The organism is Blastococcus sp. SYSU D00820 (assembly GCF_054050695.1).
In genome coordinates, this window is the sequence record NZ_JBJGZW010000022.1 from 1 (window position 1) to 22,702 (window position 22,702).

The 22,702-nt window shown below is 75.9% G+C and carries 22 protein-coding genes; 14 read left to right on the plus strand and 8 right to left on the minus strand.

Annotation, left to right across the window (positions count from 1 at the left end; translation table 11 throughout):
• Window positions 1-21: 21 nt before the first annotated feature.
• The gene (locus ACI79R_RS19025; RefSeq protein ID WP_456575228.1) at window positions 22-1,095 is read right to left on the minus strand and encodes a mechanosensitive ion channel family protein; all 1,074 of its coding nucleotides are present in this window, start codon (window positions 1,093-1,095) and stop codon (window positions 22-24) included.
• 32 nt (window positions 1,096-1,127) lie between these two features.
• Window positions 1,128-3,227, minus strand: a complete 2,100-nt coding sequence (locus ACI79R_RS19030; RefSeq protein WP_456575229.1) for a prolyl oligopeptidase family serine peptidase — start codon at window positions 3,225-3,227, stop codon at window positions 1,128-1,130.
• Window positions 3,228-3,347: 120 nt separating this feature from the next.
• Between ACI79R_RS19030 and ACI79R_RS19035 the strand changes: the two genes are divergently transcribed.
• Both ACI79R_RS19035 and ACI79R_RS19040 read left to right on the plus strand, forming a co-directional pair.
• Window positions 3,348-3,956 (plus strand): HNH endonuclease, encoded by a 609-nt coding sequence (locus ACI79R_RS19035; RefSeq protein ID WP_456575230.1) that lies wholly within the window; start codon window positions 3,348-3,350, stop codon window positions 3,954-3,956.
• A 64-nt stretch (window positions 3,957-4,020) separates the two neighbouring features.
• Window positions 4,021-4,884, plus strand: a complete 864-nt coding sequence (locus tag ACI79R_RS19040) for an SCO6745 family protein (RefSeq protein ID WP_456575231.1) — start codon at window positions 4,021-4,023, stop codon at window positions 4,882-4,884.
• Window positions 4,885-4,906: 22 nt separating this feature from the next.
• Here the strand turns inward: ACI79R_RS19040 and kynU are convergent, their stop codons facing one another.
• Window positions 4,907-6,160 carry a kynureninase gene (gene kynU / locus ACI79R_RS19045; RefSeq protein WP_456575232.1) on the minus strand — a complete coding sequence of 418 codons (1,254 nt, stop codon included), beginning with the start codon at window positions 6,158-6,160 and terminating at the stop codon, window positions 4,907-4,909.
• A 37-nt stretch (window positions 6,161-6,197) separates the two neighbouring features.
• Here kynU and ACI79R_RS19050 point away from each other — a divergent pair, with 37 nt between their 5' ends.
• From ACI79R_RS19050 to ACI79R_RS19060, 3 genes are read left to right on the plus strand one after another with little or no spacing between them, the layout of a single operon-like run.
• Window positions 6,198-7,634 carry an amidase gene (locus ACI79R_RS19050; RefSeq protein WP_456575233.1) on the plus strand — a complete coding sequence of 479 codons (1,437 nt, stop codon included), beginning with the start codon at window positions 6,198-6,200 and terminating at the stop codon, window positions 7,632-7,634.
• 28 nt (window positions 7,635-7,662) lie between these two features.
• On the plus strand, window positions 7,663-8,001 hold the full coding sequence (gene ctaJ / locus ACI79R_RS19055) for an aa3-type cytochrome oxidase subunit CtaJ (RefSeq protein ID WP_456575234.1): 339 nt from the start codon (window positions 7,663-7,665) through the stop codon (window positions 7,999-8,001).
• A gap of 48 nt (window positions 8,002-8,049) precedes the next feature.
• The gene (locus ACI79R_RS19060) at window positions 8,050-8,508 is read left to right on the plus strand and encodes a DUF5130 family protein (protein WP_456575235.1); all 459 of its coding nucleotides are present in this window, start codon (window positions 8,050-8,052) and stop codon (window positions 8,506-8,508) included.
• A gap of 113 nt (window positions 8,509-8,621) precedes the next feature.
• On the opposite strand, the gene pepN is transcribed toward ACI79R_RS19060, so the two are convergent.
• Window positions 8,622-11,174, minus strand: a complete 2,553-nt coding sequence (gene pepN / locus ACI79R_RS19065; RefSeq protein WP_456575236.1) for an aminopeptidase N — start codon at window positions 11,172-11,174, stop codon at window positions 8,622-8,624.
• 143 nt (window positions 11,175-11,317) lie between these two features.
• On the opposite strand from pepN, the gene ACI79R_RS19070 reads away from it, so the two are divergent.
• Together ACI79R_RS19070 and ACI79R_RS19075 are read left to right on the plus strand one after the other, a co-directional pair.
• The gene (locus ACI79R_RS19070; protein WP_456575237.1) at window positions 11,318-11,980 is read left to right on the plus strand and encodes a mycothiol-dependent nitroreductase Rv2466c family protein; all 663 of its coding nucleotides are present in this window, start codon (window positions 11,318-11,320) and stop codon (window positions 11,978-11,980) included.
• Between the two features lie 56 nt (window positions 11,981-12,036).
• Window positions 12,037-12,792 carry an SDR family oxidoreductase gene (locus ACI79R_RS19075; RefSeq protein WP_456575238.1) on the plus strand — a complete coding sequence of 252 codons (756 nt, stop codon included), beginning with the start codon at window positions 12,037-12,039 and terminating at the stop codon, window positions 12,790-12,792.
• Window positions 12,793-12,867: 75 nt separating this feature from the next.
• On the opposite strand, the gene ACI79R_RS19080 is transcribed toward ACI79R_RS19075, so the two are convergent.
• Complete coding sequence (locus tag ACI79R_RS19080; protein ID WP_456575239.1) at window positions 12,868-13,542, minus strand: DUF429 domain-containing protein; 675 nt, start codon at window positions 13,540-13,542, stop codon at window positions 12,868-12,870.
• Between the two features lie 26 nt (window positions 13,543-13,568).
• On the opposite strand from ACI79R_RS19080, the gene ACI79R_RS19085 reads away from it, so the two are divergent.
• Window positions 13,569-14,066 carry a ribose-5-phosphate isomerase gene (locus ACI79R_RS19085; RefSeq protein ID WP_456575240.1) on the plus strand — a complete coding sequence of 166 codons (498 nt, stop codon included), beginning with the start codon at window positions 13,569-13,571 and terminating at the stop codon, window positions 14,064-14,066.
• Between the two features lie 92 nt (window positions 14,067-14,158).
• Window positions 14,159-15,157, plus strand: coding sequence for an alpha/beta fold hydrolase (locus ACI79R_RS19090; protein WP_456575241.1), 999 nt, complete (start codon window positions 14,159-14,161; stop codon window positions 15,155-15,157).
• Here ACI79R_RS19090 and ACI79R_RS19095 read toward each other — a convergent pair.
• A complete protein-coding gene (locus ACI79R_RS19095) occupies window positions 15,154-16,392 on the minus strand; it encodes a GNAT family N-acetyltransferase (protein ID WP_456575242.1) in 1,239 nt (412 codons plus the stop codon). The genes ACI79R_RS19090 and ACI79R_RS19095 overlap by 4 nt on opposite strands.
• A 63-nt stretch (window positions 16,393-16,455) precedes the next feature.
• On the opposite strand from ACI79R_RS19095, the gene ACI79R_RS19100 reads away from it, so the two are divergent.
• The 3 genes from ACI79R_RS19100 to ACI79R_RS19110 are packed head-to-tail and all read left to right on the plus strand — an operon-like array spanning window position 16,456 to window position 17,825.
• On the plus strand, window positions 16,456-17,043 hold the full coding sequence (locus tag ACI79R_RS19100; protein ID WP_456575243.1) for a DUF5655 domain-containing protein: 588 nt from the start codon (window positions 16,456-16,458) through the stop codon (window positions 17,041-17,043).
• Window positions 17,040-17,465: a hypothetical protein gene (locus ACI79R_RS19105; protein ID WP_456575244.1), complete on the plus strand. Its 426-nt coding sequence runs from the start codon at window positions 17,040-17,042 to the stop codon at window positions 17,463-17,465. The genes ACI79R_RS19100 and ACI79R_RS19105 overlap by 4 nt, the downstream gene beginning before the upstream one ends.
• Window positions 17,466-17,468: 3 nt before the next feature.
• Window positions 17,469-17,825 (plus strand): MmcQ/YjbR family DNA-binding protein, encoded by a 357-nt coding sequence (locus tag ACI79R_RS19110; protein ID WP_456575245.1) that lies wholly within the window; start codon window positions 17,469-17,471, stop codon window positions 17,823-17,825.
• Here ACI79R_RS19110 and ACI79R_RS19115 read toward each other — a convergent pair.
• Window positions 17,810-18,454 (minus strand): response regulator, encoded by a 645-nt coding sequence (locus ACI79R_RS19115; protein WP_456575246.1) that lies wholly within the window; start codon window positions 18,452-18,454, stop codon window positions 17,810-17,812. The two genes, ACI79R_RS19110 and ACI79R_RS19115, sit on opposite strands and share 16 nt — an antisense overlap.
• Window positions 18,451-19,764, minus strand: a complete 1,314-nt coding sequence (locus ACI79R_RS19120; RefSeq protein WP_456575247.1) for a sensor histidine kinase — start codon at window positions 19,762-19,764, stop codon at window positions 18,451-18,453. Before ACI79R_RS19120 ends, ACI79R_RS19115 begins: the two co-directional genes overlap by 4 nt.
• Before the next feature lie 213 nt (window positions 19,765-19,977).
• Between ACI79R_RS19120 and ACI79R_RS19125 the strand changes: the two genes are divergently transcribed.
• Window positions 19,978-21,624 (plus strand): hypothetical protein, encoded by a 1,647-nt coding sequence (locus tag ACI79R_RS19125; protein ID WP_456575248.1) that lies wholly within the window; start codon window positions 19,978-19,980, stop codon window positions 21,622-21,624.
• A gap of 69 nt (window positions 21,625-21,693) precedes the next feature.
• Complete coding sequence (locus ACI79R_RS19130) at window positions 21,694-22,695, plus strand: sigma-70 family RNA polymerase sigma factor (RefSeq protein ID WP_456575249.1); 1,002 nt, start codon at window positions 21,694-21,696, stop codon at window positions 22,693-22,695.
• Window positions 22,696-22,702 lie beyond the last annotated feature (7 nt).

Consider the following 22,702-nt stretch of genomic DNA (forward strand, 5'->3'; position numbering starts at 1 on the left):
CGGCCACCAACACCACCACCCCTAACGCCACCGCCCCCCCCCCCCCGCGCCCGCCCGCCCGCTCGAGGAACAGGCGCCCCCCCCCCCGCCCCCGCCCCCGGCGCCGGCGCCCAGCAGCGGGAGCGGGGTGCGGATGCCGTCGGTGGCGAAGCGCTCCTTGAGCCGCAGCCGCAGCTCGCGGGCCACCCGCCACTGGTCGGCGTTGGTGGTGCGCACCTGCAGCCGCATGATCACGCCCTCGGCGGTGATCTGCTCGACGCCCAGCGACTCGGGCTCGGCGAGCAGCACGGCCGACCACTCCTCGTCGGCGTACATGGCGTCGGCGACCTCCTGCATCGCCGTCCGGCAGGCGTCGAGGTCGGTGTCGTGGGCGACCGGCATGTCGATGACCACCTGCGCGTAGCCCTGGCTCTTGTTGCCCACGCGCAGGATCTCGCCGTTGCGGGCGTACCAGACCACGCCGTGGGCGTCGCGCAGCCGGGTGATCCGCAGGCCGACGGCCTCGACGGTGCCGCTGGCCGCCCCCAGGTCGACGACGTCGCCGACGCCGTACTGGTCCTCGAGGATGATCCCGATCCCGGCGATGAAGTCCTTGACCAGGTTCTGCGCGCCGAAGCCGAGCGCGACGCCGATGACGCCGGCGCTGGCGATGATCGGTGCCAGGTTCACCCCGAGCTCGCCGAGCACGAGCACCACGGCGATCCCGAAGACGACGAACGAGGCGATGCTGCGCAGCACCGAGCCGATCGCCTCGGCCCGCTGGGTGCGGCGGGCGGCGATCGTCTCGACGCCGTCCGGGTCGGCCCGGCGGGCGCGGTGGCGCCACGGCCGCAGGATCGTCGGCATCGCGCCCGTGGCGGTGCGCGCGGTGAGCCGGCGGATCGACCGGTGCAGCATCGCCCGCACCACGACGGCGAGGACGACGACGAGCAGGATCCGCGCCGGCTTGGCGATCAGCGCGTCGGCGTTGGCCGCCAGCCAGTCCAGGCCGAACAGGTCGTAGACCCGCGCACACAGGGTGGACGGGTCGTCGACGCAGCTCGGGACGCTGGGCGCCGGGTCGGCAGCAGCGAACACGGACGGTGAAGCGCTCATCACAGCCATGGTCGCAGGTCCCACCTGCCGAGTCAGCCAGGTGTGACGGATGTGGCGGGACGTTCTGCACCGAGGCCCGTGTGCGCCGCCAGGAAGGCCAGCTGGTCGGCGGCCAGCCCGACGGTGCGGCTCACCGCGCGGGCGCCGTGGCCCACCGAGACCTCCCGCCGCAGCAGCACCGGCGCCTCCGCGCCGGTGGCGTGCTGCAGCGCCGCGGCGAGCTTGCGGGCGTGCAGCGGGTCGACCCGGGTGTCGGACTCGAAGGTCGTGAACAGCACCGCCGGGTAGGCGGTGCCCTCGCGCACCGCGTGGTACGGCGAGTAGCCCAGCAGCCAGCCCAGCTCGACCGGGTCCTCGGCGGTGCCGTACTCGTCGTTCCAGGTGCGGCCCAGGCCGAAGCGCTCGTACCGGACCATGTCCAGCAGCGGGGCGCTGCAGACGACGGCGGCGGCGAGGTCGGGTCGCTGGGTCAGCGTCGCCCCGACCAGCAGGCCGCCGTTGGAGCCGCCCATGACCGCCAGCTGCGCCGGCGTCGTCCACCCCCGGGCGACCAGGTGCTCGCCGGCGGCCGCGAAGTCGTCGAAGACGTTCTGCTTGCGCTCGCGCATCCCCGCGCGGTGCCACTCCTCGCCGTGCTCGGACCCGCCGCGCAGGTTGGCCACCACCCACACCCCGCCGGCGGCGACCCAGGACAGCGCCTGCGCCGAGTAGGCCGGGGTGAGCGCGACGTTGAAGCCGCCGTAGCCGTAGAGGACGGTCGGCCGCGGCGTGTCCGGGCGGCCGGCCGAGCTGATGACGAACAGGTGCACCGGCGTCCCGTCGCGGGAGGTCGCGTGCTCCTCGACCACGGTCACCGGGGGCACCGCCCCGGCGACGTCCGCGGCCTCCCAGGGCTCCAGCCGGTCGGGGACGGCGGCGTCCCAGCGCAGGACCGACGGCGGGGTGGCGTAGTCGGTGTAGCCGACCCACGCCGACGTGCCGCCCTCGGGCGGCGCGCTGACCCCGGAGATGCTGCCGGCGCCCGGACCCTCGACCTCGCCGAGCCGGCCGGAGCCGTCGGCGGCCCAGACCGACAGCCGGTCGGTGGCGTCCACGGAGTGGACGGCGAGCACCTGCAGGTCGCCGTCCGGACCGTCGACCAGGGCGAGGTCGGAGAGGACGGCGTCCCCGGTCTCCGGGACGACGTCGCGCCAGGCCTCCGGGGCCCACGTGCCCGGATCGGCCGGATCGGCGACCGCGAGCCGCCAGCGGGGGCTGTCGCGGTCGCTGAGCAGCCACAGCCGGCCGTCGCGGGCCACCCACGCCGAGGTCTGCGCGTCCACGCCGACCTGGAGCTCGCGCAGCGCGCCGTCCCCGTGCAGGTCGGCCAGCCAGACGTCGTCGCGCGGGGCGGTGCCGGCCGAGGCCGACACGACCAGCCAGCGGCCGTCGGCGCTGGTGCGCACGCCGTAGTAGTTGGTGGGATCCAGACCCTCGCCGTGGACGAGGGCGTCGCCGTCGGGGTCGGCGCCGACGCGGTGGCGCCACACCCGCCGGTGGTACTGCTCCTCGCCGGCCGGCACCTGGCCGGGGGCCAGGCGGCGCACGTAGAACAGCTCCTCGCCGCCGGGCAGCCAGGCGACGGGGGAGTAGCGGCAGCGGTCGACCGGCCCGTCGACCACCTCGCCGGTGGCGACGTCGAGCACGTAGAGCCGCGACTCCTCGTCCCCGCCGGTGGACAGCTGGTAGGCCAGCCGGTCGCCCTCCCAGGACGGCGACCAGGCGTCGAGCGTGGTGGTGCCCGCCGGGTCGAGCGCGGTGGGGTCGACCAGCACGCGGACGCTGCCGTCGGGCTCGCGCACCCGCAGCACCGCGTGCTCCTGGCCGGGGTCGCGACGGGTGGAGAACGCCCGTCCGGCCCGCCAGACCGGCACGCCGACGGCGCCGGCGTGCACCAGCTCGCCGAGCCGCGCGGCGAACGCCTCGCGCATCGGCAGGGCGGCCAGCGCCTCGGCGGTCAGGGCGTCCTGGGCCTCGGTCCACGCGCGGGTGCGCGGGTCCTCGGCGTCCTCGAGCCAGCGGTAGGGGTCGGCGACGGGATGTCCGTGCAGGTCCTCGACGAGGTCCAGCCGCGGTGCCTCGGGATAGCGCATCCGGGCCACCGTACGGTCCGCTGCCGCATCCATGCAGCGCGATGGCGCCTCGGCGGGCCAGAATGGGAGCGCCCGCGGGTCGTGCAGCACCCGGCGGTCCGGGGCGTCCGGAGGTGATCCGTGCCGCGTCCAGCGTCCGGGTCGTCGTCCGCGGGCCATCCGGGTCCGCGCCGCGACCCCGTTCCGGTCTCCGCCCTGCCCCCGGCCGGGCGCGGGACGACGGGGGCGACCCTCCTGCTCAACGCCACCTACGAGCCGCTGTGCGTGGTCTCCAGCCGGCGGGCGATCGTGCTCGTGCTGGCCGAGAAGGCGGTCTCGGTCGACAGCGCGAACGACGTCGTGCACGCCGAGACGGTCAGCGTGCCGGTGCCCGTGGTGGTGCGGCTGACCCGCTACGTGCGGGTGCCCTACCCGGCGCAGGTGCCGCTGTCGCGGCGGGCGGTGTTCACCCGCGACGGGCAGACCTGCGTGTACTGCGGCAGCTCGGCCACGAGCATCGACCACGTCGTGCCGCGCAGCCGCGGCGGCACGCACACCTGGGACAACGTGGTGGCCGCCTGCCGGCGGTGCAACCACACCAAGGCCGACCGGTCGCTGGCCGAGCTGGGCTGGAAGCTGCCGCACCCGCCGAGCACGCCGAGCGGGGCGGCCTGGCGGCTGCTCGGGCACCGCACCGTGGACCCGCGCTGGCGGGAGTGGCTGGGCATCCCCGAGAGCGTCTCCGCATGAGGCAGGACCTCCTCGCCCCCCACCGCTCGCGGGCTCGCGGCCGGCCCCTGCAAGGGGGCCGTCGGTGACCTCCTCCGGCACGGCCCGGCGGCTGTGGGTGCTGGGCGAGCCGTTCCACGCGCTCACCTACTTCGCCGACGAGTGCCGGGCCGCGGGGGAGGCCGCCGGGCTGCGCGGCTTCTGGACGACCTACTTCGCGCTGCGCGCCGCCCCGCTGGGGCCGGTCGGCCCCGAGGTCGTCACCGCGACCTTCTACAACTTCGCCCCGGGCTTCGTGGCCCGGCGGGTGCCCGCGGTGTGGGAGTCGGTGACGCCGGCCGCCGCGCTGGAGGCCCGGCTGGCGGGGGTGGACGCCGCCGTCCGCCGCGTGCTGGGCGACGAGTGGCCGACCTCCGACGACGCCGTCGAGGCGATGGAGCTGGCCGCGAGGGCGGCGGCTGCCGTGGACGTCGCCGGCCGGCCCCTGGCCGCCGCCAACACCGCGCTGGCGGTCCCCGGCGAGCCGCACCTGGTGCTGTGGCAGGCGCTCACCACGCTGCGCGAGCACCGCGGCGACGGGCACAACGTGGCGCTGCTGCAGCGCGAGGTCTCCGGGCTCGGCGCGCATGTCCTCGCCGCCGCGGCCGGCCGCACCAGCCGCGACTGGCTGCTCAGGGCCCGCGGCTGGACCGAGGACGAGTGGGACGCCGCCGCGGCGGAGCTCGCCGGCCGTGGCTGGCTGGACGGCGGCGAGCTCACCAGCGAGGGCCTGGCCATGGTGGCCGCGATCGAGGCCGACACCGACCGCCTGGCGCTGGGCCCGTGGCGGGCGCTCGGCGATCCCGGCTGCGATCGCCTCGCCGAGCTGCTGCTGCCGGTGCGGCGGGCGGTCGTCGTCGCGGGGGACTGGCCGACCGGCAACCCGATCGGCGCCCCCGAGCCCAGCTGAGCCGCCGTTCGCGCGCGAAAGGCTAGGTCACCCGCGCGGGTTCGGCGGGGTAGGCCTCGTGCGCGCCGTCGGCCAGCACCTGCCGGAAGCGGTCCATCGCGTCCCAGACGTCGACGAACCGCGTGTACAGCGGCGCCGGGCCCAGCCGCACCCGGTGGGGCGTGCGGTGGTCGGGGACGACGCCGCGCTCGACCAGCGCCTGCGTCAGCTGCCAGGCCTGCGGATGGGTCAGGCTCACGTGCGCGCCGCGCCGCGCCGGATCCCGCGGGGACGCCAGCCGCACCCCGGACGGCGCCAGCCAGGCGTCGGCGAGCGCGACCAGCAGCGCGGTCAGCTCCCGGCCCTTCCCCGCCAGCCGGTCGATCCCCGCCTCGGCCACGAGCGCGGCGCCGACCTCCACCGCGGCCATCGCCAGCACCGGCGGCGTCCCGACGGCGAAGCGCTCGATTCCGGGCACCGGGTCGTAGTCCGGACCCATCGCGAACTGGTCGCGCTGGCCGAACCAGCCCCAGATCGGCTGGCGCAGCTGCTCCTGCAGGTCGCGGCGCACGTAGAGGAACGCCGGCGCCCCCGGCCCGCCGTTGAGGTACTTGTACGTGCACCCGACGGCGAGGTCGGCGCCGATCGCGGCCAGCTCGACCGGCACGGCGCCCGCCGCGTGCGAGAGGTCCCACAGCACGAGCGCGCCGGCGTCGTGCACCAGCCGGGTGACCGCTGCCAGATCGGGCAGGGCGCCCGAGCGGTAGGCGACGGCCGAGAGGACGACGACGGCGACCCGCTCGTCCAGGACGGCGGCCAGCGCGTCGGGCGACAGCCCCTCGTCGACGTCGGCCGCCACCTGCCGCAGCGTCAGGCCGCGCGCCCGCGCGACCCCGGCGGCGATGTAGCGGTCGGTGGGGAAGTCGTCGGCGCTGACCACGACGACGTCGCGGTCCGGGCGGGCGTCGACGGCGGCGACCAGCAGCTTGTAGAGGTCGACCGAGGTGGAGTCCGAGACCAGCACCTCGCCGGGCCGGGCGCCGAGCACGCCGGTGCCGATGAGGTCGCCGACCTCGACCGCCCGCGAGATCCACGACGACCACGAGCCCACCAGCCCGCGGGCCCACTGCTCCTCGGCCACCCGCGCCAGGGCGGCCGGGGTGTCGACCGGCATCCGGCCCAGCGAGTTGCCGTCGAGGTAGAGGACGCCGTCGTCCACCCCGGCGAACCGGCCGCGGAACCCGGCCAGCGGATCGATGGCGTCGCGCGCCTGCGCGGCGGCCCGGGTCAGCTCCACCGGCCCTGTCTACCCGCGGGCGCTAGCGTCGGGGTCCGTGACCCAGCTGCACGACCTCAGCGCGCTCGAGCAGGCCGCCGCCGTCCGTGCCGGCGAGGTGAGCCCGACCGAGCTCGTCGAGCACTCCCTCGCCCGCATCGACGCCCTCGACGGCGGGCTGGGTGCCTTCCTCACCGTCACGCCCGTCCCGGCGCTGGACGCGGCGACGGCCGCCGAGGAGCTGCTGCGCCGCGGCGGGGAGCTGCCCCCGCTGCTCGGCGTCCCGACGGCGGTCAAGGACCTCAACAACACCGCCGGCGTGCGCACCACCTTCGGCTCCCCGGTGTTCGCCGACTTCGTGCCCGAGGTGGACGACGTCGTGGTCACCCGGCTGGCCGCCGCCGGCACGATCAGCCTCGGCAAGACCAACACCCCCGAGTTCGGCTTCCCCTGCTACACCGACAACGAGCTGGCCGGCCCGGCCCGCTGCCCGTGGGACCCCACGCGCTCCGGCGGCGGCTCGAGCGGCGGCGCGGCGGTCGCCGTGGCCGCGGGGCTGGTGCCGTTCGCGCAGGGCAGCGACGGCGGCGGCTCGATCCGCATCCCCGCCGGCATCAACGGGCTGTTCGGCATCAAGCCCAGCCGGGGCCGGATCACCAACGCCCCGCTCGGCGTGGACGTCACGGGCCTGGGCACCAACGGCCCGCTCGCCCGCACCGTCCGCGACGCGGCCGCGATGCTCGACGCCATGGCCGGCCCCGACGTCGGCGACGCGTCCTGGGCGCCGCCGCCCTCGCCGGGGGAGACCTTCCTCGGCTACGCCGACCGGCCGGTCGGCCGGCTGCGGATCGGCCGCTACCTGGAGTCGGGCATGCCCGGTGCGCGGGTGGACGACGACGTCCGCGCCGCCTTCGAGGACGCCTCGCAGCTGCTGGCCGACCTGGGCCACGACGTGGAGGACCTGCCGCGCCCGCCCCTCACGCCCGAGGTGGTCGCCGCCTTCGAGCGGTCGTGGACGCTGTCGGCCACGATGCTGCCGGTACCGCCGGACCGCGTCGGCGACCTGCAGCCGCTGACCCGGGAGCTGCGCGACCGCGGGCTGGCGCTGTCGGCCCGCGACGCCATGGAGGCGCTGACCGCGCTGCGGCTGTTCGCCCGGCGCTGGGTGCGGGCCACCGCGCGCTACGACGTCCTGCTGTCGCCGGTGTGCTCGATGACCCCGCGGCCGCTGGACTGGTTCGGCGCCGACGGGGCCGGCGCGCCGGACTTCGAGCGGCAGAAGCGCTACGCCGCCTACACCGCGGTCTACAACGTCACGGGCCAGCCGGCGGTCAGCGTGCCGCTGTGGTGGACGCCGGACGGGCTGCCGGTCGGCACCATGCTCGTGGGGCGCCCCACCGACGAGGCGACGCTGCTGGCCCTGTCGGCCCAGCTGGAGCAGGCCCGGCCGTGGGCGCACCGACACCCGCCGGGGTGGGACGCCGTCGCGGGTTGAGCGGCCCCAGCCGGTAGGGTCGGGGACCGTGAGCGTCGTCGAGACCATCCTCGTCTTCGTGGGCATCCCGCTGGCTGTCTTCCTCCTGCTGGCCCTGCTCACGCTGGTGCCCGGGCGGGAGAAGCGGGTCCGCTACAAGTCCGGCCAGCCGTGGGACTTCCCGCCGGTCTGGTACGAGCCGCACCCCGTGCGCGAGGAGCCGGCCCACCACGGTGCCGACACCCAGGCGATCGGGTCGTCGGTCTACGGCGAGCCCCACGCCATCGAGTCCGGCCACGGCTCGTCCGCCCGGAGCCACGGCGCCAGCGCCGCGGGGCACGCCCCGGTCAAGGCCGGCCCGCTCGGCGGCGCCCGCGGGACCTGGTGACCCGATGACCGCCCCGATCCCCACCCACCCCACTCCCGGAGGCCGGCGATGACCCGCGTCCTGCAGGCCGAGCCGCACGACACGGCGACCAGCGAGACCGCTCCGACCCGCCACGAGGAGGGCCGGCCGGACGCGATCTTCACGTACCAGGAGCTCGCCCGCCTCGACGAGGCGCTGACGATGTCCTCGCGCGAGACCGGCCTGCGCTTCACGCTCTACATCGGCGACCTCGGCCCGCGCACCCGCAACCGCGCGGAGGACCTGCACGCGACCTCCGGGGGCAACCCGGCGGAGTCGGTGCTGGTCGCCGTCTCGCCGGGGCAGCGGGTCGTGGAGGTCGTCACCGGCTCCGCGGCCTCGCGCCGGCTGCCCGACCGCGCCTGCGCGCTGGCCGTGCTGTCGATGACGAACTCCTTCGCCGCCGGCGACCTCGTCGGCGGGATCGTCAACGGGCTGCGCCAGATGTCCGACCAGGCCGGCCACCCGCGGGGCCTGCGCACCCACTGAGGACCCCGTCCTCCTCGTCCCTCGCACGCTCGGGACGAGCCTCTGGACGGGGCCGTGGACGCCACGACAGAGCCCGGCCGGACCGTCAGGTCCGGCCGGGCTCTGCCGCGTTCTCAGCCCTGCTCGGCGGCGTCGCGCTCGCGGGCCCGCAGCGCCCGGGCGATGCCGTCGCGGCCCTCGGCCACCAGCCGCCGCAGCGGCGCGGGGTGCTCGGCGCCGGCCAGCCACTCGTCGGCGGCCCGCACGGTGCGCAGCTCGACCACCGGCGGGAACAGGTACTGGACGGCGTTCTTGGCGATCTCGCCGGGACGGCGGTCCCACAGCGGGCGGATGTCGGCGAAGTACCGCTCGACGTAGCCGGCCGTCAGCTCCCGCTGCGCGGGGTGCCAGAACCCGGCGAGCATCGCCTCGTGCACGGCGTTGGGGATGCTGTCGTCGGTGAACGCCCGCCGCCAGGTGTCCTCCTTGGCCTCCGCCGTCGGGCGCAGCGCCCGAGCGGTGGCCGCCCGCCGCACGCCGGTGGCCGTCGCGTCGCGCTCGGCCTCGGCGTCGATCTCGGCGTCGCCGGCCGCGCCGATCGCGACCAGCCCGTTGAGGAACGCCCAGCGGGCGTCGGCGTCGACGGCCAGGCCCTCGATGACCTCCGACCCGTCCAGCAGGCCGCGCAGCACGGCGGCGTGCTCCTCGGTGCGGGCGGCCGCGGCCAGCGTGCGCGACCACTGCAGCTGCTCGTCGCTGCCCGGGGCCGCGGCGCGCAGCGCGGTGAGCGCCTTGTCGGCCAGCGCCGCCCACCCGACGTCGGCCCAGCGCGGGTCGGCGTAGGAGGCCAGCGCGCTCTGCACGCGGGCCAGCAGCGACTGCACCACGCTGATCTCGCTCTCGGCGTCGATGCCGGCCAGCACCAGCTGCACCCACTCGCGGGCGGGCAGCTCGGCGTCGCGGGTCATGTCCCACGCCGCCGACCAGCACAGCGCGCGGGCCAGCGAGTCGGGCATCGTGCCGATCGCCGTCCGCAGCGTGGCCAGCGAGCGGTCGTCCAGCCGCAGCTTGGCGTAGGTGAGGTCGTCGTCGTTGACCAGCACGAGGTCCGCGGCCGGGTGCCCGAGCAGCTCGGTCACCTCGGTGCGGGCGCCGTCGACGTCCAGCTCCACCCGCGAGGTGCGGGTCAGCCCGCCGGGGCCGGTGCCGTACAGGCCGACGGCCAGCCGGTGGCGGCGCAGCACCGGGTGCTCGGGCACCGCGGTCTGCTCGATGGCGAAGCTCGCGTACCGGCCGTCGTCGGTCAGCTCGTACACCGGGCGCAGGGTGTTGACCTGGCTGGTCTGCAGCCACTGCTCCGACCACTGCGAGAGGTCCCGGCCGGTGGCCTCCGACAGGGGGTCGAGCAGGTCGGCCAGCGTGGTGTTGCCGAACTCGTGCTTGCGGAAGTACCGCCGGATGCCGGCCAGGAACTCGTCGCGGCCGACGTAGGCGACCAGCTGCTTGAGCACCGAGGCGCCCTTGGCGTAGGTGATGCCGTCGAAGTTCACCTCGACCGCGGCGACGTCGACCATGTCGGCGGCGATCGGGTGGGTGGAGGGCAGCTGGTCCTGCGCGTAGGCCCAGGCCTTCTCGGTGTTGGCGAACGTCGTCCAGGCGGTCGTGTACTGCGTCGCCTCGGCCTGGCACAGCGTGCTGATGTAGGTGGCGAAGGACTCGTTGAGCCACAGGTCGTCCCACCAGCGCATGGTCACCAGGTCGCCGAACCACATGTGCGCGAGCTCGTGCAGGATCGTCTCCGCGCGCCGCTCGTAGCGCGCCCGGCTGGTCTTGGACCGGAAGACGTAGTCCTCCAGGAACGTGACCGCCCCGGCGTTCTCCATGGCCCCGGCGTTGAACTCCGGCACGAACAGCTGGTCGTACTTGTCGAACGGGTACGGGTAGTCGAACACCCGGTGGTAGAAGTCGAAGCCCTGCTTGGTGACCTCGAACAGCTCGTCGGGGTCGAGGTGCTCGGCCAGCGAGGCGCGGCAGTACAGCCCCAGCGGGATGCCGTCGTGGGAGTCGGTGACCCGGGCGTAGGGCCCGGCGATCAGCGCGAGCAGGTAGGTCGACAGCCGCTTGGTCGGCTCGAAGTGCACCAGCTGCGACCCGGCCGGGCCGGCCTCGATGGTGCGCCCGCCGGTGTTGGAGACGACCTGCCAGTCGAACGGCGCGATGACGTGGACGGTGTAGGTGCCCTTGAGGTCGGGCTGGTCGAAGCAGGCGAAGACCCGCTTGGCCTCGGCCGGCTCGAAGTGCGTGTAGAGGTAGACCTGGCCGTCCTCCGGGTCCTCGAAGCGGTGCAGGCCCTCGCCGGTGTTGCTGTACCGGCAGTCGGCGTCGACCACGAGGGTGTTGCGCTCGGCCAGGCCGGGCAGCGGCAGGCCGCCCTCCTCGGTGTAGGTGGAGACGTCGAGCTCCACGCCGTTGAGCGTCGCCGAGCGCACCGTCTCGGCCACGAGGTCGATGAAGGTGCCGGCCCCGGGCTCGCGGCAGGTGAACTCGACGGTGGTCGTCGACCGGAAGGTGCCCACCCCCGGGTGGCCGGCGCCGTCGGTGAGGTCGAACTGGAGGTCGTAGCCGGAGACGGCCAGCAGCCGGGCGCGGGCAGCGGCGTCGTCGCGGGTCAGGTTGGGTACAGCCACGTCCGGGAGCTTCCCACGGGGGAGCGACACCACTCGCGGCGTCCCGGGGACGACGGGAATCCCGGAGCCGATCAGGGACTTGGCAGCCGAACAGGACGTACCGGCGCGCGACGCGCCGGATCCGAGCACGAGGAGACCGACGGATGACCGAGGCAGTGCAGAGCGCGCCGGTGAAGGCGCGCGTGGACTTCTGGTTCGACCCGCTGTGCCCGTGGGCCTGGCTCACCAGCCGCTGGGTCCTGGAGGCGGCGAAGGTGCGTGACATCGACCTGCACTGGCACGTCATGTCGCTGGCGGTGCTCAACCGCGGGCGCGACCTGCCGGAGGAGTACCGCGAGATGATGACCAAGGCCATCGGCCCGGTCCGCGTCGCGATCGCGGCTGCCCAGCAGCACGGCGACGAGGTGCTCGGCGACCTCTACACGGCCATGGGCACGCTGCGCCACCACGAGGGCGTCGAGCTCGAGGACATCGTCGCCCCGGCGCTCGAGCGGGTCGGCCTGCCCGCCGAGCTGGCCGAGGCCGCCGGCTCCACCGAGTACGACGAGGCGCTGGAGAAGAGCCACCACGCCGGCATGGACCCGGTCGGCGAGGACGTCGGCACCCCGGTCATGCACATCGACGGCGTCGCCTTCTTCGGCCCGGTCATCAGCAAGGTGCCCACGGGCGAGGAGGCCGGCAAGGCCTTCGACGGCGCGGTCCTGCTGGCCAACCTGCCCGACTTCTGGGAGCTCAAGCGCACCCGCACGTCCGGCCCGGACATGTCCTCGGTGCCGGCCGACACCCTCGAGCTGACGCGCAGGTGACGGAGTGCGGGAGGCGAGGTTTCCTCGCCTCCCGCACTCCGGTCCATGCTGGCCGCATGCCGCGACCGATCCGCCAGCGCATCCTGATCACCGGCGCCAGCTCCGGCCTGGGCGAGGGCATGGCCCGCCGCTTCGCCGCGCGCGGCCGCGACCTCGCCCTCGCCGCCCGCCGGCTGGACCGGCTCGACGCCCTCCGCGACGAGCTGCTCGCCGCGCACCCCGGCATCCGGGTGGTCACCGCCGCCCTCGACGTGGACGACGCCGACGCCGTCGCCGAAGTGGTGCCCGCGCTCGCCGCCGAGCTGGGCGGCCTCGACCGGTTCGTCGCCAACGCCGGCTTCGGGCTCGGCGGCTCGGTCGGCACCGGGCACGCGCGGGCCAACCGCACCGTGCTGCACACCAACGTGCTGGGCACCCACGCCCAGTGCGAGGCGGCCGTCGAGCTGTTCCGCGCGCAGGGCTCCGGCCACCTCGTGCTGATCTCCTCGGTCGCCTCGATCCGCGGCATGCACGGCACCCGCACCGCCTACGGCGCCAGCAAGGCCGCGCTGAACTCCCTGGCCGAGGGCATCCGCGCCGACCTGCTCGGCACCGGCATCCGGGTCACCACCGTGCTGCCGGGCTACATCGCGACCGACTTCAACGTCGGCCGGCGCGGCCCGTTCACCGTCGACCTCGACACCGGGGTCGACGCGCTCACCGCCGCGATCGAGCGGGAGCCGGTGCGCGCCTACGTGCCCGAGTGGCCGTGGCGGCCGGTGTCGGCGCTGCTGCGGGTGCTGCCGCTGCCGGTGGTCCGCCGCCTGACGTGAGACGCGGGCACGGTTCGTGCACGAACCGGGGCGTCGGGGGCAGCGGGACGACGGTTCGTGCACGAACCGTGGCCGTCACCAGGAGATGCGCATCGGACGACGCCGCGCGTCGACCCCGCCGTCCCCGACCGAGCACGCCGTCCCCTCGGCGATCCGCCGGGCCGACCAGGCGGCGGCGCAGGCGTCGAGCGCGTCGACCACCGGCAGCCGGGACGGCGCGGCGGCGAGCGCGTCGAGCACGTCTGCGACCGCGGTGAGGGCGCGCAGCCGCTGGGCCAGGCCGCGGGCGCTCGCCTTGGGGTCGCGCACGCGGTCGTCCAGCTCCCGGAAGGCCAGCTCGGGGTGCACCTCGTGCACCCGCGGGTCGGGCGGGTCGCCCAGCGCGTCGTCGACGTCCCGGATCGAGCGCACCAGCGCGAACGTCTGCGCCGACAGCGACCGCCCGCCGGTCGCCGCGACCGAGCGCCGGCGGGCGTCGGCGTAGTCGGTCGCGCCGAGGACGGCGCGCACCGGGGCGGGGAACACCGAGCCGGCGGCGCCGCGGCCGCGCAGCTCGTCCCGCGCCGCGGTGTCGCAGACGCGGACGCCGTCCTCCGACAGCCCGATCGGCATGTCGATGCCGAGCACCTCGACCCCCGGCACGGCGAGGACGGCGGCGGCGTCGGGCAGCGCCAGCAGCGTGACCGACCGGCCGTCCAGGAGCGCGCCGACCCACTGGCCGCGCCACCCGTCGACGCCCAGCACCGCCACGGAGCGAGCCTGACAGACTCGACCCCATGCGCGTCTTCGTCGGCACCGACCACGCCGGGCTGGAGTTCAAGGAGCACCTCAAGCAGGCGCTCACCGAGGCCGGGCACGAGCCCGTCGACTGCGGGGCGTTCGAGTACGACGCCCAGGACGACTACCCGCCGTTCTGCTTCGCCGTCGGCGAGCGCACCGTCGTGGAGCCGGGCAGCCTCGGCGTCGTCATCGGCGGCTCGGGCAACGGGGAGCAGATCGCGGCGAACAAGGTGCCCGGCGTCCGGGCGGCGCTGGTGTGGAACCGCTCGACCGCCGAGCTCGCCCGCCAGCACAACGACGCCAACGTCGTGGCCATCGGCGCCCGCCAGCACAGCGTGGAGGAGGCCACCGAGCTGGTGCTGCACTTCCTCGCCACCCCGTTCAGCGAGGACGAGCGGCACGTGCGCCGGATCGGCCTGATCGCCGACTACGAGCGCGACCGGCACCGCCCGGCCGGCGGCCTGCCCACGCACTCGGAGATCGACGCCGGCTGAGGCCGCCCACCCACCGGGACGACCGGTGCCGGCGGGAGGTGCGCTGCACGAGGGTGGTGCACCTCACACGCCGACGACGGGAGCCCGAGCCGATGGACGTCCAGGAGCAGTCGACCGGGCAGGTGCCCGGCGCCACCGAGCGGCTGGTGGACGTCGGCGACATCCGGCTCCGCGTGCTCGAGCAGGGCGAGGGGCCGGCCGTGGTGCTCTGCCACGGCTTCCCCGGGCTGGCCTACAGCTGGCGCCACCAGCTGCCGGCGCTCGCCGCGGCCGGCTACCGGGCGATCGCCCCCGACATGCGGGGCTACGGCGGCAGCGACGCCCCGGCCGACCCCGCCGCCTACGACCGGACCCGCACCGCCGGTGACCTGGTCGGCCTGCTCGACGCCCTGGACGTCGAGCAGGCCGTCTTCGTCGGCCACGACTTCGGTGCCACCCTCGCCTGGGACCTCCCGCAGTGGGCGCCGGGCCGGGTGCGCGGGCTGGCGCCGCTGAGCGTGCCGCGGCAGCGCACCTCGCCCTCGTTGCCGAGCGAGGGCTTCCGGGCGGTCGCCGAGCGGCACTTCCTGCACATGCACTACTTCCAGACGCCGGGCGTGGCCGACCGGGAGCTGGCGGGTGACCCGGCCGGGTTCCTGGCCCGCGTCCTCTGGGCGCTCAGCGGCGCCGGGCGCTACCTCGACGTCTTCCTCAACCCCAGCGAGGGCCGCGGCTACCTCGACGTGCTGCCCCCGGCGCCGCCGCTGCCGTGGCCGTGGCTGTCGGCGGCGGAGTTCGCCGTCTACGTGGACACCTTCACCCGCACCGGCTTCACCGGCGGGCTCAACTGGTACCGCGCCTTCGACGCCGTCTGGCGGGAGAAGCAGGCCCGCCCCGACGAGCCGGTCACCGTGCCGACCCTGTTCCTGACCGGGGAGCGCGACCCCGTGCAGATCATGCTGGGCGCCGACTCGATCGACCGGATGCGGCCGGAGGTGCCCGGCCTGGTCGGGGTCGAGGTCGTCCCCGGGGTGGGGCACTTCCTGCAGATGGAGGCGCCGGACACGGTGAACCGGCTGCTGATCGCCTTCCTCGACGGGCTGGGGAGCTAGAAGTCGTCCGGGCACCAGGGGGTGACCGGCCAGCGGAAGGCGGTCGCCGCGAGGGTGACCGCGCCCGGGCTCACCTCGGTGACCCGGCCGGCGCCGTGCAGCGTGGCCAGCGAGACGCCGCCCAGGTAGACCGCGGCCAGCGCCTCGGCGTCGAGCACGAGGTCGGGGTCGCGGTCGGTGCGCCCGCAGTAGCCGCCCGCCGGGTGGCCGGCCAGGTGCCACCGGCCGGCGTTCCACGGGCAGACGTCGTCGCGCACCTCGAGCACCAGGTCGATCGGCGCGGGATAGCGGCGGGCGGCCAGCGCGCGGTCGACGTCGACCAGCCGCACCCACAGCGACTCCGACGGGTGGCTCTCCAGCGCCCGCCGGTCGGCGAGCAGGTGCCGCAGCGGCTCGTCGGCCGACGCCATCGGAGCGCGCATCGTGCGGACGAGGTCCAGCGAGAGCACGTACCGCCACAGGGCGGCGTAGGCCGGCGTCCCCTCGCCGCGGACCTCCTGCACGTGCACCGTGCCCTCGGGCAGGCCGCCGTCGGTCCAGGACATCTTCACGCGGTAGGCGGCGTAGCCGGTGACCCGGCCGTCGGCCTCGGTGTGCAGCAGGAACTGCAGCGGGGTGGCGCCGTCGCGCTCGGACCGGTCGTCGCGCACCAGCCGCTCCCACCAGCCCGGGTTGCGGGCCAGGTTGCCCGGCACCCACCGGCGCAGCCGCTCGTGCACGCCCGGCGCGGCGGCCAGGTACTCCTCCCGCGACGCCGGCACGACCCGGCCGGTGCCGAGGTCGACGTCGGGCCGCAGGGCGAGGTCGCGGGTACGGCCGGACAGCCCACCGCGCCAGGCCGAGGGGGCGTAGCCGAACCGGCCGTAGATCGAGGACTCCGACGCCCACAGCGCCGCCACCGGCTCGCGCTGCTGCTCGTGCAGCTCGGTGAGCTGCCGCCGCATGATCGCGGTGAGCACGCCCTGCCGGCGGTGCGTGGGGGAGACGGTCACCCAGGTGACCCCGGCGCACGGCACGAGCGCGCCGGGCACGGTCAGCTCGCGGCTGTAGATGCCGGAGGTGGCCACGACGCGCTCGCCGTCGAACAGCGCCAGCGTGCGGTCGAGCTCGGCGACCGCCGTCGGCTTCTCCAGGAACGACGCGGGAGGGTCCTCCCCGAAGACCTGCATCATGGCGGCCGCGAAGGCGGGCCACTCCTCGGGACGGACGGGGCGCAGCTCGGCGGCGTCGATCACCCCTGGATGTCTACCGGGAGCCACCGACGGGACGCGACCGGGTTCGCGGGCGAGGATGGGACGGTGACGAGGGCACGCAGCTGGGCGGAGATGCTGGCCGGCATCGAGCAGCGGCTGGTCGCGAGCACCGGGGACGACGTCGCGACCTGGGCCGCGCGGGTGCGCGGGACCGGCCTGGGCACCGAGCCGGAGGTCCGCGCCTGGCTCGCCGAGCGCGGCATCACCGGGTACGGCCAGATGGTGCTGGTGATGGAGCGCTTCGGCTATCCCGACTTCCTGACCGCCACCGCCGACGAGCTGGTCGACGCGCAGTACGCGGCCAGACCGGCGCTGCGCCCGGTGTACGACGCCGTCGTCGGCATCGCGGCCGGGATGGACGGCGTGCACGTGCAGGCCCGCAAGGGCTACGTGTCGCTGGTCGGCCCGCGGCGCACCTTCGCCGTCGTCCAGGCCTCGACGCGCACGCGGGTCGACCTCGGGCTGCGGCTGCCCGGCCGCGAGCCGGGCGGCCGGCTCCTGGCCGCGCGCAGCATCGGCAACGGCGACTGCTCGGTGCGGGTGCCGCTGACCACCGTCGACGAGGTGGACGACGAGGTCGTCGACCTGCTCGTCGAGGCGCACGAGGCCAACCGGGGAGTGGCGCGCGCATGACCGCGGGGGATCCGCAGCGCCGGCCGATCGGCTGGTGGGTCCGGCACCTGGACACGCTCCTCGAGGAGGTCGTGGACACCGCGGTCGCCGGGGAGGGGCTGACCCGCCGGCACTGGCAGGTGCTGCACTCGCTGGCGGAGGCGCCGGCGGGGGGCGCCGAGCTCGCCGCGGCCCTGGCCGACTTCGACGGCGACGTCGGGGCGGTCCTCGCCGACCTGGCCGGCCGCGGCTGGGTGACCGGGCAGCACCCCGTGGCGCTGACCCCGGACGGGCAGGTCGCGCACGACCGGCTGGGCCGCGGCATCGACCGGGTGCGCCGGCACGTCGCCGACGGGCTGTCCCGGCAGGAGTACGAGCGCACCGTGCTGGTGCTCAGCCGGATGGCGGCCAACATCGAGCGCGCGCTGGGCCGGGAGGGCTGAGCGGTGCCGGCCACCCCCGACGACGTCCGGGCGATCGCCCTGGCCCTCCCCGAGGCCACCGAGCGCCCCGCGTGGGACATGGCCTGCCTGCGGGTGGAGGACAAGATCTTCGCCTCGATGCCGCCCGAGGAGACGTGGGTGGCGATCCGGCTGGCGGAGGGGGAGAACACCGCGCTGTCGGCCGAGCGGCCGGAGGTGTTCTCCGTGCCGCACCACTACCGGAACTCCACGATGGTCGTGGCCGACCTCGCGGCCGTGGACCGGGCGGAGCTGGCCGAGCTGCTCACCGAGGCCTGGCGGCTGCGCGCCCCCGCCCGGCTGCGGCAGGCGTTCGACGCGGGGCGTCAGGAGCGCAGGTAGGCCAGCGTCGCCATGACCCGGCTGTTGCGGTCCTCGTCGGGGGCCAGTCCGAGCTTGGCGAAGATCCGCTGGGTGTGCTTCTCCACCGCGCCGGGGGTCACCACCAGCTGCCGCGCGATCGCGGTGTTCGAGTGACCCTCGGCGATCAGGCCGAGCACCTCGCGCTCGCGCGGGGTGAGCCGGCGCACCGGGTCGTCGGCGCGGCGGCGGGCGAACAGCTGGGCGACCACCTGGGGGTCGAGCACGGTACCCCCGGCCACGACGTCCTCCAGCGCGGCGAGCAGCTGGTCGAGGTCGGCCACCCGGTCCTTGAGCAGGTAGCCGACCCCGCCGCGGCCGTCGGCGAGCAGCTCGTCGGCGTAGGCGACCTCCACGTACTGGGAGAGCACGAGCACCGCCGTCCCCGGCACCGTCCGGCGCGCCTCGACCGCGGCGCGCAGGCCCTCGTCGGTGTGCGTCGGCGGCATCCGGACGTCGACGACGGCGACGTCCGGGTGCAGCTCGGCCACCGCCCGCACGAGGGCCGGCCCGTCGCCGACGGCGGCGACGACGACGGTGCCGGCCTCCTCGAGCAGGCGGACCAGGCCCTCGCGCAGCAGCACGGAGTCCTCCGCGAGCACGACCCTCACCGGCACGGCAGCTCGGCGGTCAGCCGGGTGGGGCCGCCGCGCGGGCTGTCGACGGCGAGGACGCCGTCCACCGCGCGCAGCCGGTCGGCCAGGCCGGCCAGCCCGTGGCCGGGGGCGAGCACGGCGCCGCCGGTGCCGTCGTCCTCGACGACCACGCGCAGCGTGCCGTCGGTGCGGGTCACCTCGACCCGGCAGACGGTGGCGCCGCTGTGCTTGGCGGCGTTGGCCAGCGCCTCGCTGACCACGAAGTAGGCGGTGTTCTCCGCGACCGGCGCCAGCCGCTCGCCGGGCAGGTCGACGGCCAGCTCCACGGGCACTGGGGAGCGGGCGGCCAGCGCGGCGAGGGCGGCGGCCAGCCCGCGGTCGGCGAGCACCGGCGGAGCGATGCCGCGCGACAGCGCGCGCAGCTCCTCCAGCGCCTCCCGGGCCATGCCGGCGGCCTCGGTGATCGTGGCCCGGGCGGCGGCGGGGTCGCGCTCGAGCTGGCGCTGGGCGCGGGCGAGGTCCATGCCCAGGCGCACCAGGTGCTGCTGCGGGCCGTCGTGGATATCGCGCTCCAGCCGGCGCAGCGCCACGGCCTCGGCGGCCACGGCGGCGTCGCGGCCGCGGGCGAGCCGGCCGATCTCGGCCTGGGCGGCGCCGCGCGAGGTGAGCAGCGCCCGGCCGACCTGCGCCTGCAGCAGCGCGACGGCGCGCACCGCGAACGGCAGGAGGACGGCGAACACCAGCCCGATCACGGCGTAGAAGGCGATCCGCCGGCCGGCGGAGGACTCGACCCCCAGCAGCTCGAGCAGGTCCTCGTTGCCGGGGTCGGTCGAGGGGTCGGGCAGCGACCAGTCCCACGCCCAGTAGGTGAGCCCGCCCAGCGCCACCGACCACCAGGTGACGGTGACGACGAAGGCGAGGATCGCGAACGGGAAGCGCACGAGGGCGTGCAGCGCGTCGAGCCAGCACTGCGGATCGCGCAGCGGGGTGAGCAGCTGCCGGATCCGCGAGCCCTCCGGCCCCAGGTACTGCGGCCGGGGCAGGTCCCGGTCGAGGACGGCGGGCAGCCAGGCGCGCTCGGCGACGGCCAGCCCGCGCGCGGCGACCAGGGTGAGGGCGAGGACGGCGACGCCGATCCAGACGACGAGCAGCCCTGCGCCGAGCGCCAGGCCGGTCAGCACGACGACGAAGGCGGCGATCGCCAGGGGGAATGAGGCGAGGGCGTAACCGGTGTCCAGCCCGAGCCCGCGGAACAGCCCGCGGCGGGCGCGGACCGGGGCGGGGGAGGCGGCCATCGGCGGGAGCACGAGGGTGTCTGCGGTCATGCCGTCGAGCCTGGTGTCCGGGCGGGTCCGGACCCATCCCGCCACCTGGCCGTTCGGTTGTCGGGCTGGCCCGACAGGTGCACGCGCGCCATGTCGCCGACGATGCTGGCCAGACCCGGCGGCCGCTGTCCAGCCCCGGGCCCGGCGCGGCGCCCGATAGGGTCGTCCGGGCCGAGCCCGCCACCGCCGTCGGAGCCGGCGGGGGAGGGGCGCATGCACACGAGGACGCTGCCGGTCGCGCTGTCGCTGGTCCTGCTGGCCGGCTGCTCGGGTTCACCCGAGGCCGAGGAGCCGACGGCGGAGCCCGGCGGCACGGCGGGGGTGACCACCTCGGCGCCGGAGAGCCGGCTGACCGTGGTGGGCGACGCCGAGCCGGTCGCGGCCGCCGCCGGGGCCAGCCGGGCGCTGTTCGACGCCGCGGAGGTCGCCGTCCTGGTGCGCGACGGCGACGAGGCGGGCACCCTGCTCGGCGCCTCGGCCGCGGTCGGGCTGGGCGTGCCGCTGCTGGTCGAGCCGGCCGACGGCGCGGCCGCGGAGCCGCTCACCGCGGAGCTCGAGCGGCTGGGGGCCGCGACCGTGCTCGCCGTCGGCGAGGCCACCGGTCCCGACGGCGGGCCCGACGTGCTCGCCGTCCCCGCCGCTCCCGACGCCGTCGCGGAGGTGACCGGCCTGGACCTCGCCGGCCCCGAGGAGGTGCCGGCCGGGGAGGAGGCGCAGGCGCTGGCGGCGCTGGACGCCGACGAGCCCGTGGCCCTGGTGCCCGACGGCGCCGACGCCGCGGACGGCGACGCCCCCGGGGACCGGCTGCCCGAGGTGACCCGTGCCGAGCCGCTGACCGGCACGCTGGTGCTCGGCGCCGGCGACCCGGCGTCGCTGCCGGGCCTGGCCACCGCGCGGGCGGCCGGCGCGACCGTCACGCTGACCGGGGACACGACCGATCCGCGCGGCTCGGCCGACCTGGTCACCCGGCTGGCCGAGCTCGAGCCGACGGCGGTCGTCGCGCTCGGTGCCGACCTCGCCGCCGAGGACGGGCTGGACTGGAAGCTGGCCACCGCGGCCACCGGCGCCCAGCTGCCCGGCGGCGGGCAGCTGCTGTTCCCGGAGCACATGCTGATCGCGCTCTACGGCCATCCGGGGACGGCGGCGCTCGGCCTGCTCGGCGAGCAGGACGTGACCGGCGCGATCGCCCGCGCCCAGGAGTACGCGGCGGCCTACGAGCCGCTGGTGGACCGCACCGTGGTGCCGACCTTCGAGATCATCGCCACCGTCGCCTCGTCGGCCCCGGGGGCCGACGGCGACTACTCCGCCGAGGCCGACGTCGAGGTCCTGCGGCCGTGGGTGGAGGCGGCGGGGGAGGCCGGGATCTACGTCGTCCTGGACCTCCAGCCCGGGCGCACCGACTTCGTCACCCAGGCCCAGCGCTACGAGTCGCTGCTCACCCTGCCGCACGTCGGGCTGGCGCTGGACCCGGAGTGGCGGCTGGGCCCCGGCGAGGTGCACCTGACCCAGATCGGGTCGGTGGACGTCGAGGAGGTCAACCGGGTGGTCACCTGGCTGGCCGACCTCACCCGGGCGAACGCGCTGCCGCAGAAGCTGCTGGTGCTGCACCAGTTCCGGCTGGACATGCTGCCCGGCCGGGAGCGGCTCGACGTCTCCCGCGACGAGCTGGCCGTGCTCATCCACGCCGACGGGCAGGGCTCGCAGGGCGACAAGCAGGCCACCTGGCAGGCGCTGCGCGCCGGCGCGCCGCCGGTGACGTGGGGCTGGAAGAACTTCATCGACGAGGACGCGCCGATGCTCACCCCGGAGCAGACGGTCAGCCAGGTGCAGCCCGTTCCCGACCTCGTCAGCTACCAGTAGCCCGCAGGCTCTCCCGTTTCGTCGGTCGGGTGTGGTGAGCTGGCGCCCCGCCGACGAGGAGGACCAGTCGTGACCAGTGTGGTGACCGGAGCGGTCGAGCAGCTCGACCCGCGGCTGTTGGAGCACCGCCGGGAGCTGACCGGCTACTGCTACCGCATGCTCGGCTCCAGCTTCGACGCCGAGGACGCCGTCCAGGAGACGATGGTGCGGGCCTGGCGCGGCCTGGCCGACTTCGAGGGCCGCTCGGCGCTGCGCTCGTGGCTCTACCGGATCGCCACCAACGTCTGCCTCGACCAGCTGTCGGGCCGCCAGCGGCGGGCCACGCCGATGGACCTCTCCGGCACCTCCTGGCAGCCGGTGGAGGCCTCGCTGGCGGCCACCCGCCCGGCCGAGGCGTGGATCGAGCCGGTGCTCGACCGCCAGGTCGTGCCGGAGGACGCCGACCCCGCCGAGCAGGCGGTGGTCCGCGAGTCGATCCGGCTGGCGTTCATCGCCGCCCTGCAGCACCTGCCCCCGCGGCAGCGGGCGGTGCTGCTCCTGCGCGACGTGCTGCGCTGGAAGGCCGAGGAGGTCGCCGGCCTGCTGGAGACGACGGTCGCCTCGGTGAACAGCGCGCTGCAGCGGGCGCGGGCCACCCTGGCCGCGGCCGGCGGCGACCTCGAGCCCCGCCCGCTCGACGCCGACACCCGGGTGCTGCTCGACCGCTACGTGCAGGCCTTCGAGAGCTACGACATCGAGGCGTTCGTCGCGCTGCTGCACGAGGACGCGACGCAGCACATGCCGCCGTTCGAGATGTGGCTGGGCGGCCGCGACGACATCGCCACCTGGATGCTCGGCCCGGGGGCCGGCTGCCGCGGGTCGCGGCTGATCGAGACCTCCGCCAACGGCTCGCCGGCGTTCGCCCAGTACCGGCCGACGGCCGAGGGCGGTCACGTGCCGTGGGCGCTGCACGTGCTCGAGGTGGTCGACGGGCGGATCGCCCACATCAGCAGCTTCCTCGACCTCGACGCCGGCCTGTTCGTCCGGCTCGGGCTGCCCGCGGCACTGGAGGCGCAGCCCGCGCAGCGATGAGTCCGGG

Bases quoted from the DNA above. Each gene is read 5' to 3' on its own strand.
- ACI79R_RS19030 (WP_456575229.1), bottom strand. From the start codon at position 3,227: ATGCGCTATCCCGAGGCACCGCGGCTGGACCTCGTCGAGGACCTGCAC.
- ACI79R_RS19125 (WP_456575248.1), top strand. From the start codon at position 19,978: ATGCACACGAGGACGCTGCCGGTCGCGCTGTCGCTGGTCCTGCTGGCC.
- ACI79R_RS19120 (WP_456575247.1), bottom strand. From the start codon at position 19,764: ATGACCGCAGACACCCTCGTGCTCCCGCCGATGGCCGCCTCCCCCGCC.
- ACI79R_RS19060 (WP_456575235.1), top strand. From the start codon at position 8,050: ATGACCCGCGTCCTGCAGGCCGAGCCGCACGACACGGCGACCAGCGAG.
- ACI79R_RS19090 (WP_456575241.1), top strand. From the start codon at position 14,159: ATGGACGTCCAGGAGCAGTCGACCGGGCAGGTGCCCGGCGCCACCGAG.
- ACI79R_RS19075 (WP_456575238.1), top strand. From the start codon at position 12,037: ATGCCGCGACCGATCCGCCAGCGCATCCTGATCACCGGCGCCAGCTCC.
- ACI79R_RS19025 (WP_456575228.1), bottom strand. From the start codon at position 1,095: ATGAGCGCTTCACCGTCCGTGTTCGCTGCTGCCGACCCGGCGCCCAGC.
- ACI79R_RS19105 (WP_456575244.1), top strand. From the start codon at position 17,040: ATGACCGCGGGGGATCCGCAGCGCCGGCCGATCGGCTGGTGGGTCCGG.
- ACI79R_RS19085 (WP_456575240.1), top strand. From the start codon at position 13,569: ATGCGCGTCTTCGTCGGCACCGACCACGCCGGGCTGGAGTTCAAGGAG.
- ACI79R_RS19070 (WP_456575237.1), top strand. From the start codon at position 11,318: ATGACCGAGGCAGTGCAGAGCGCGCCGGTGAAGGCGCGCGTGGACTTC.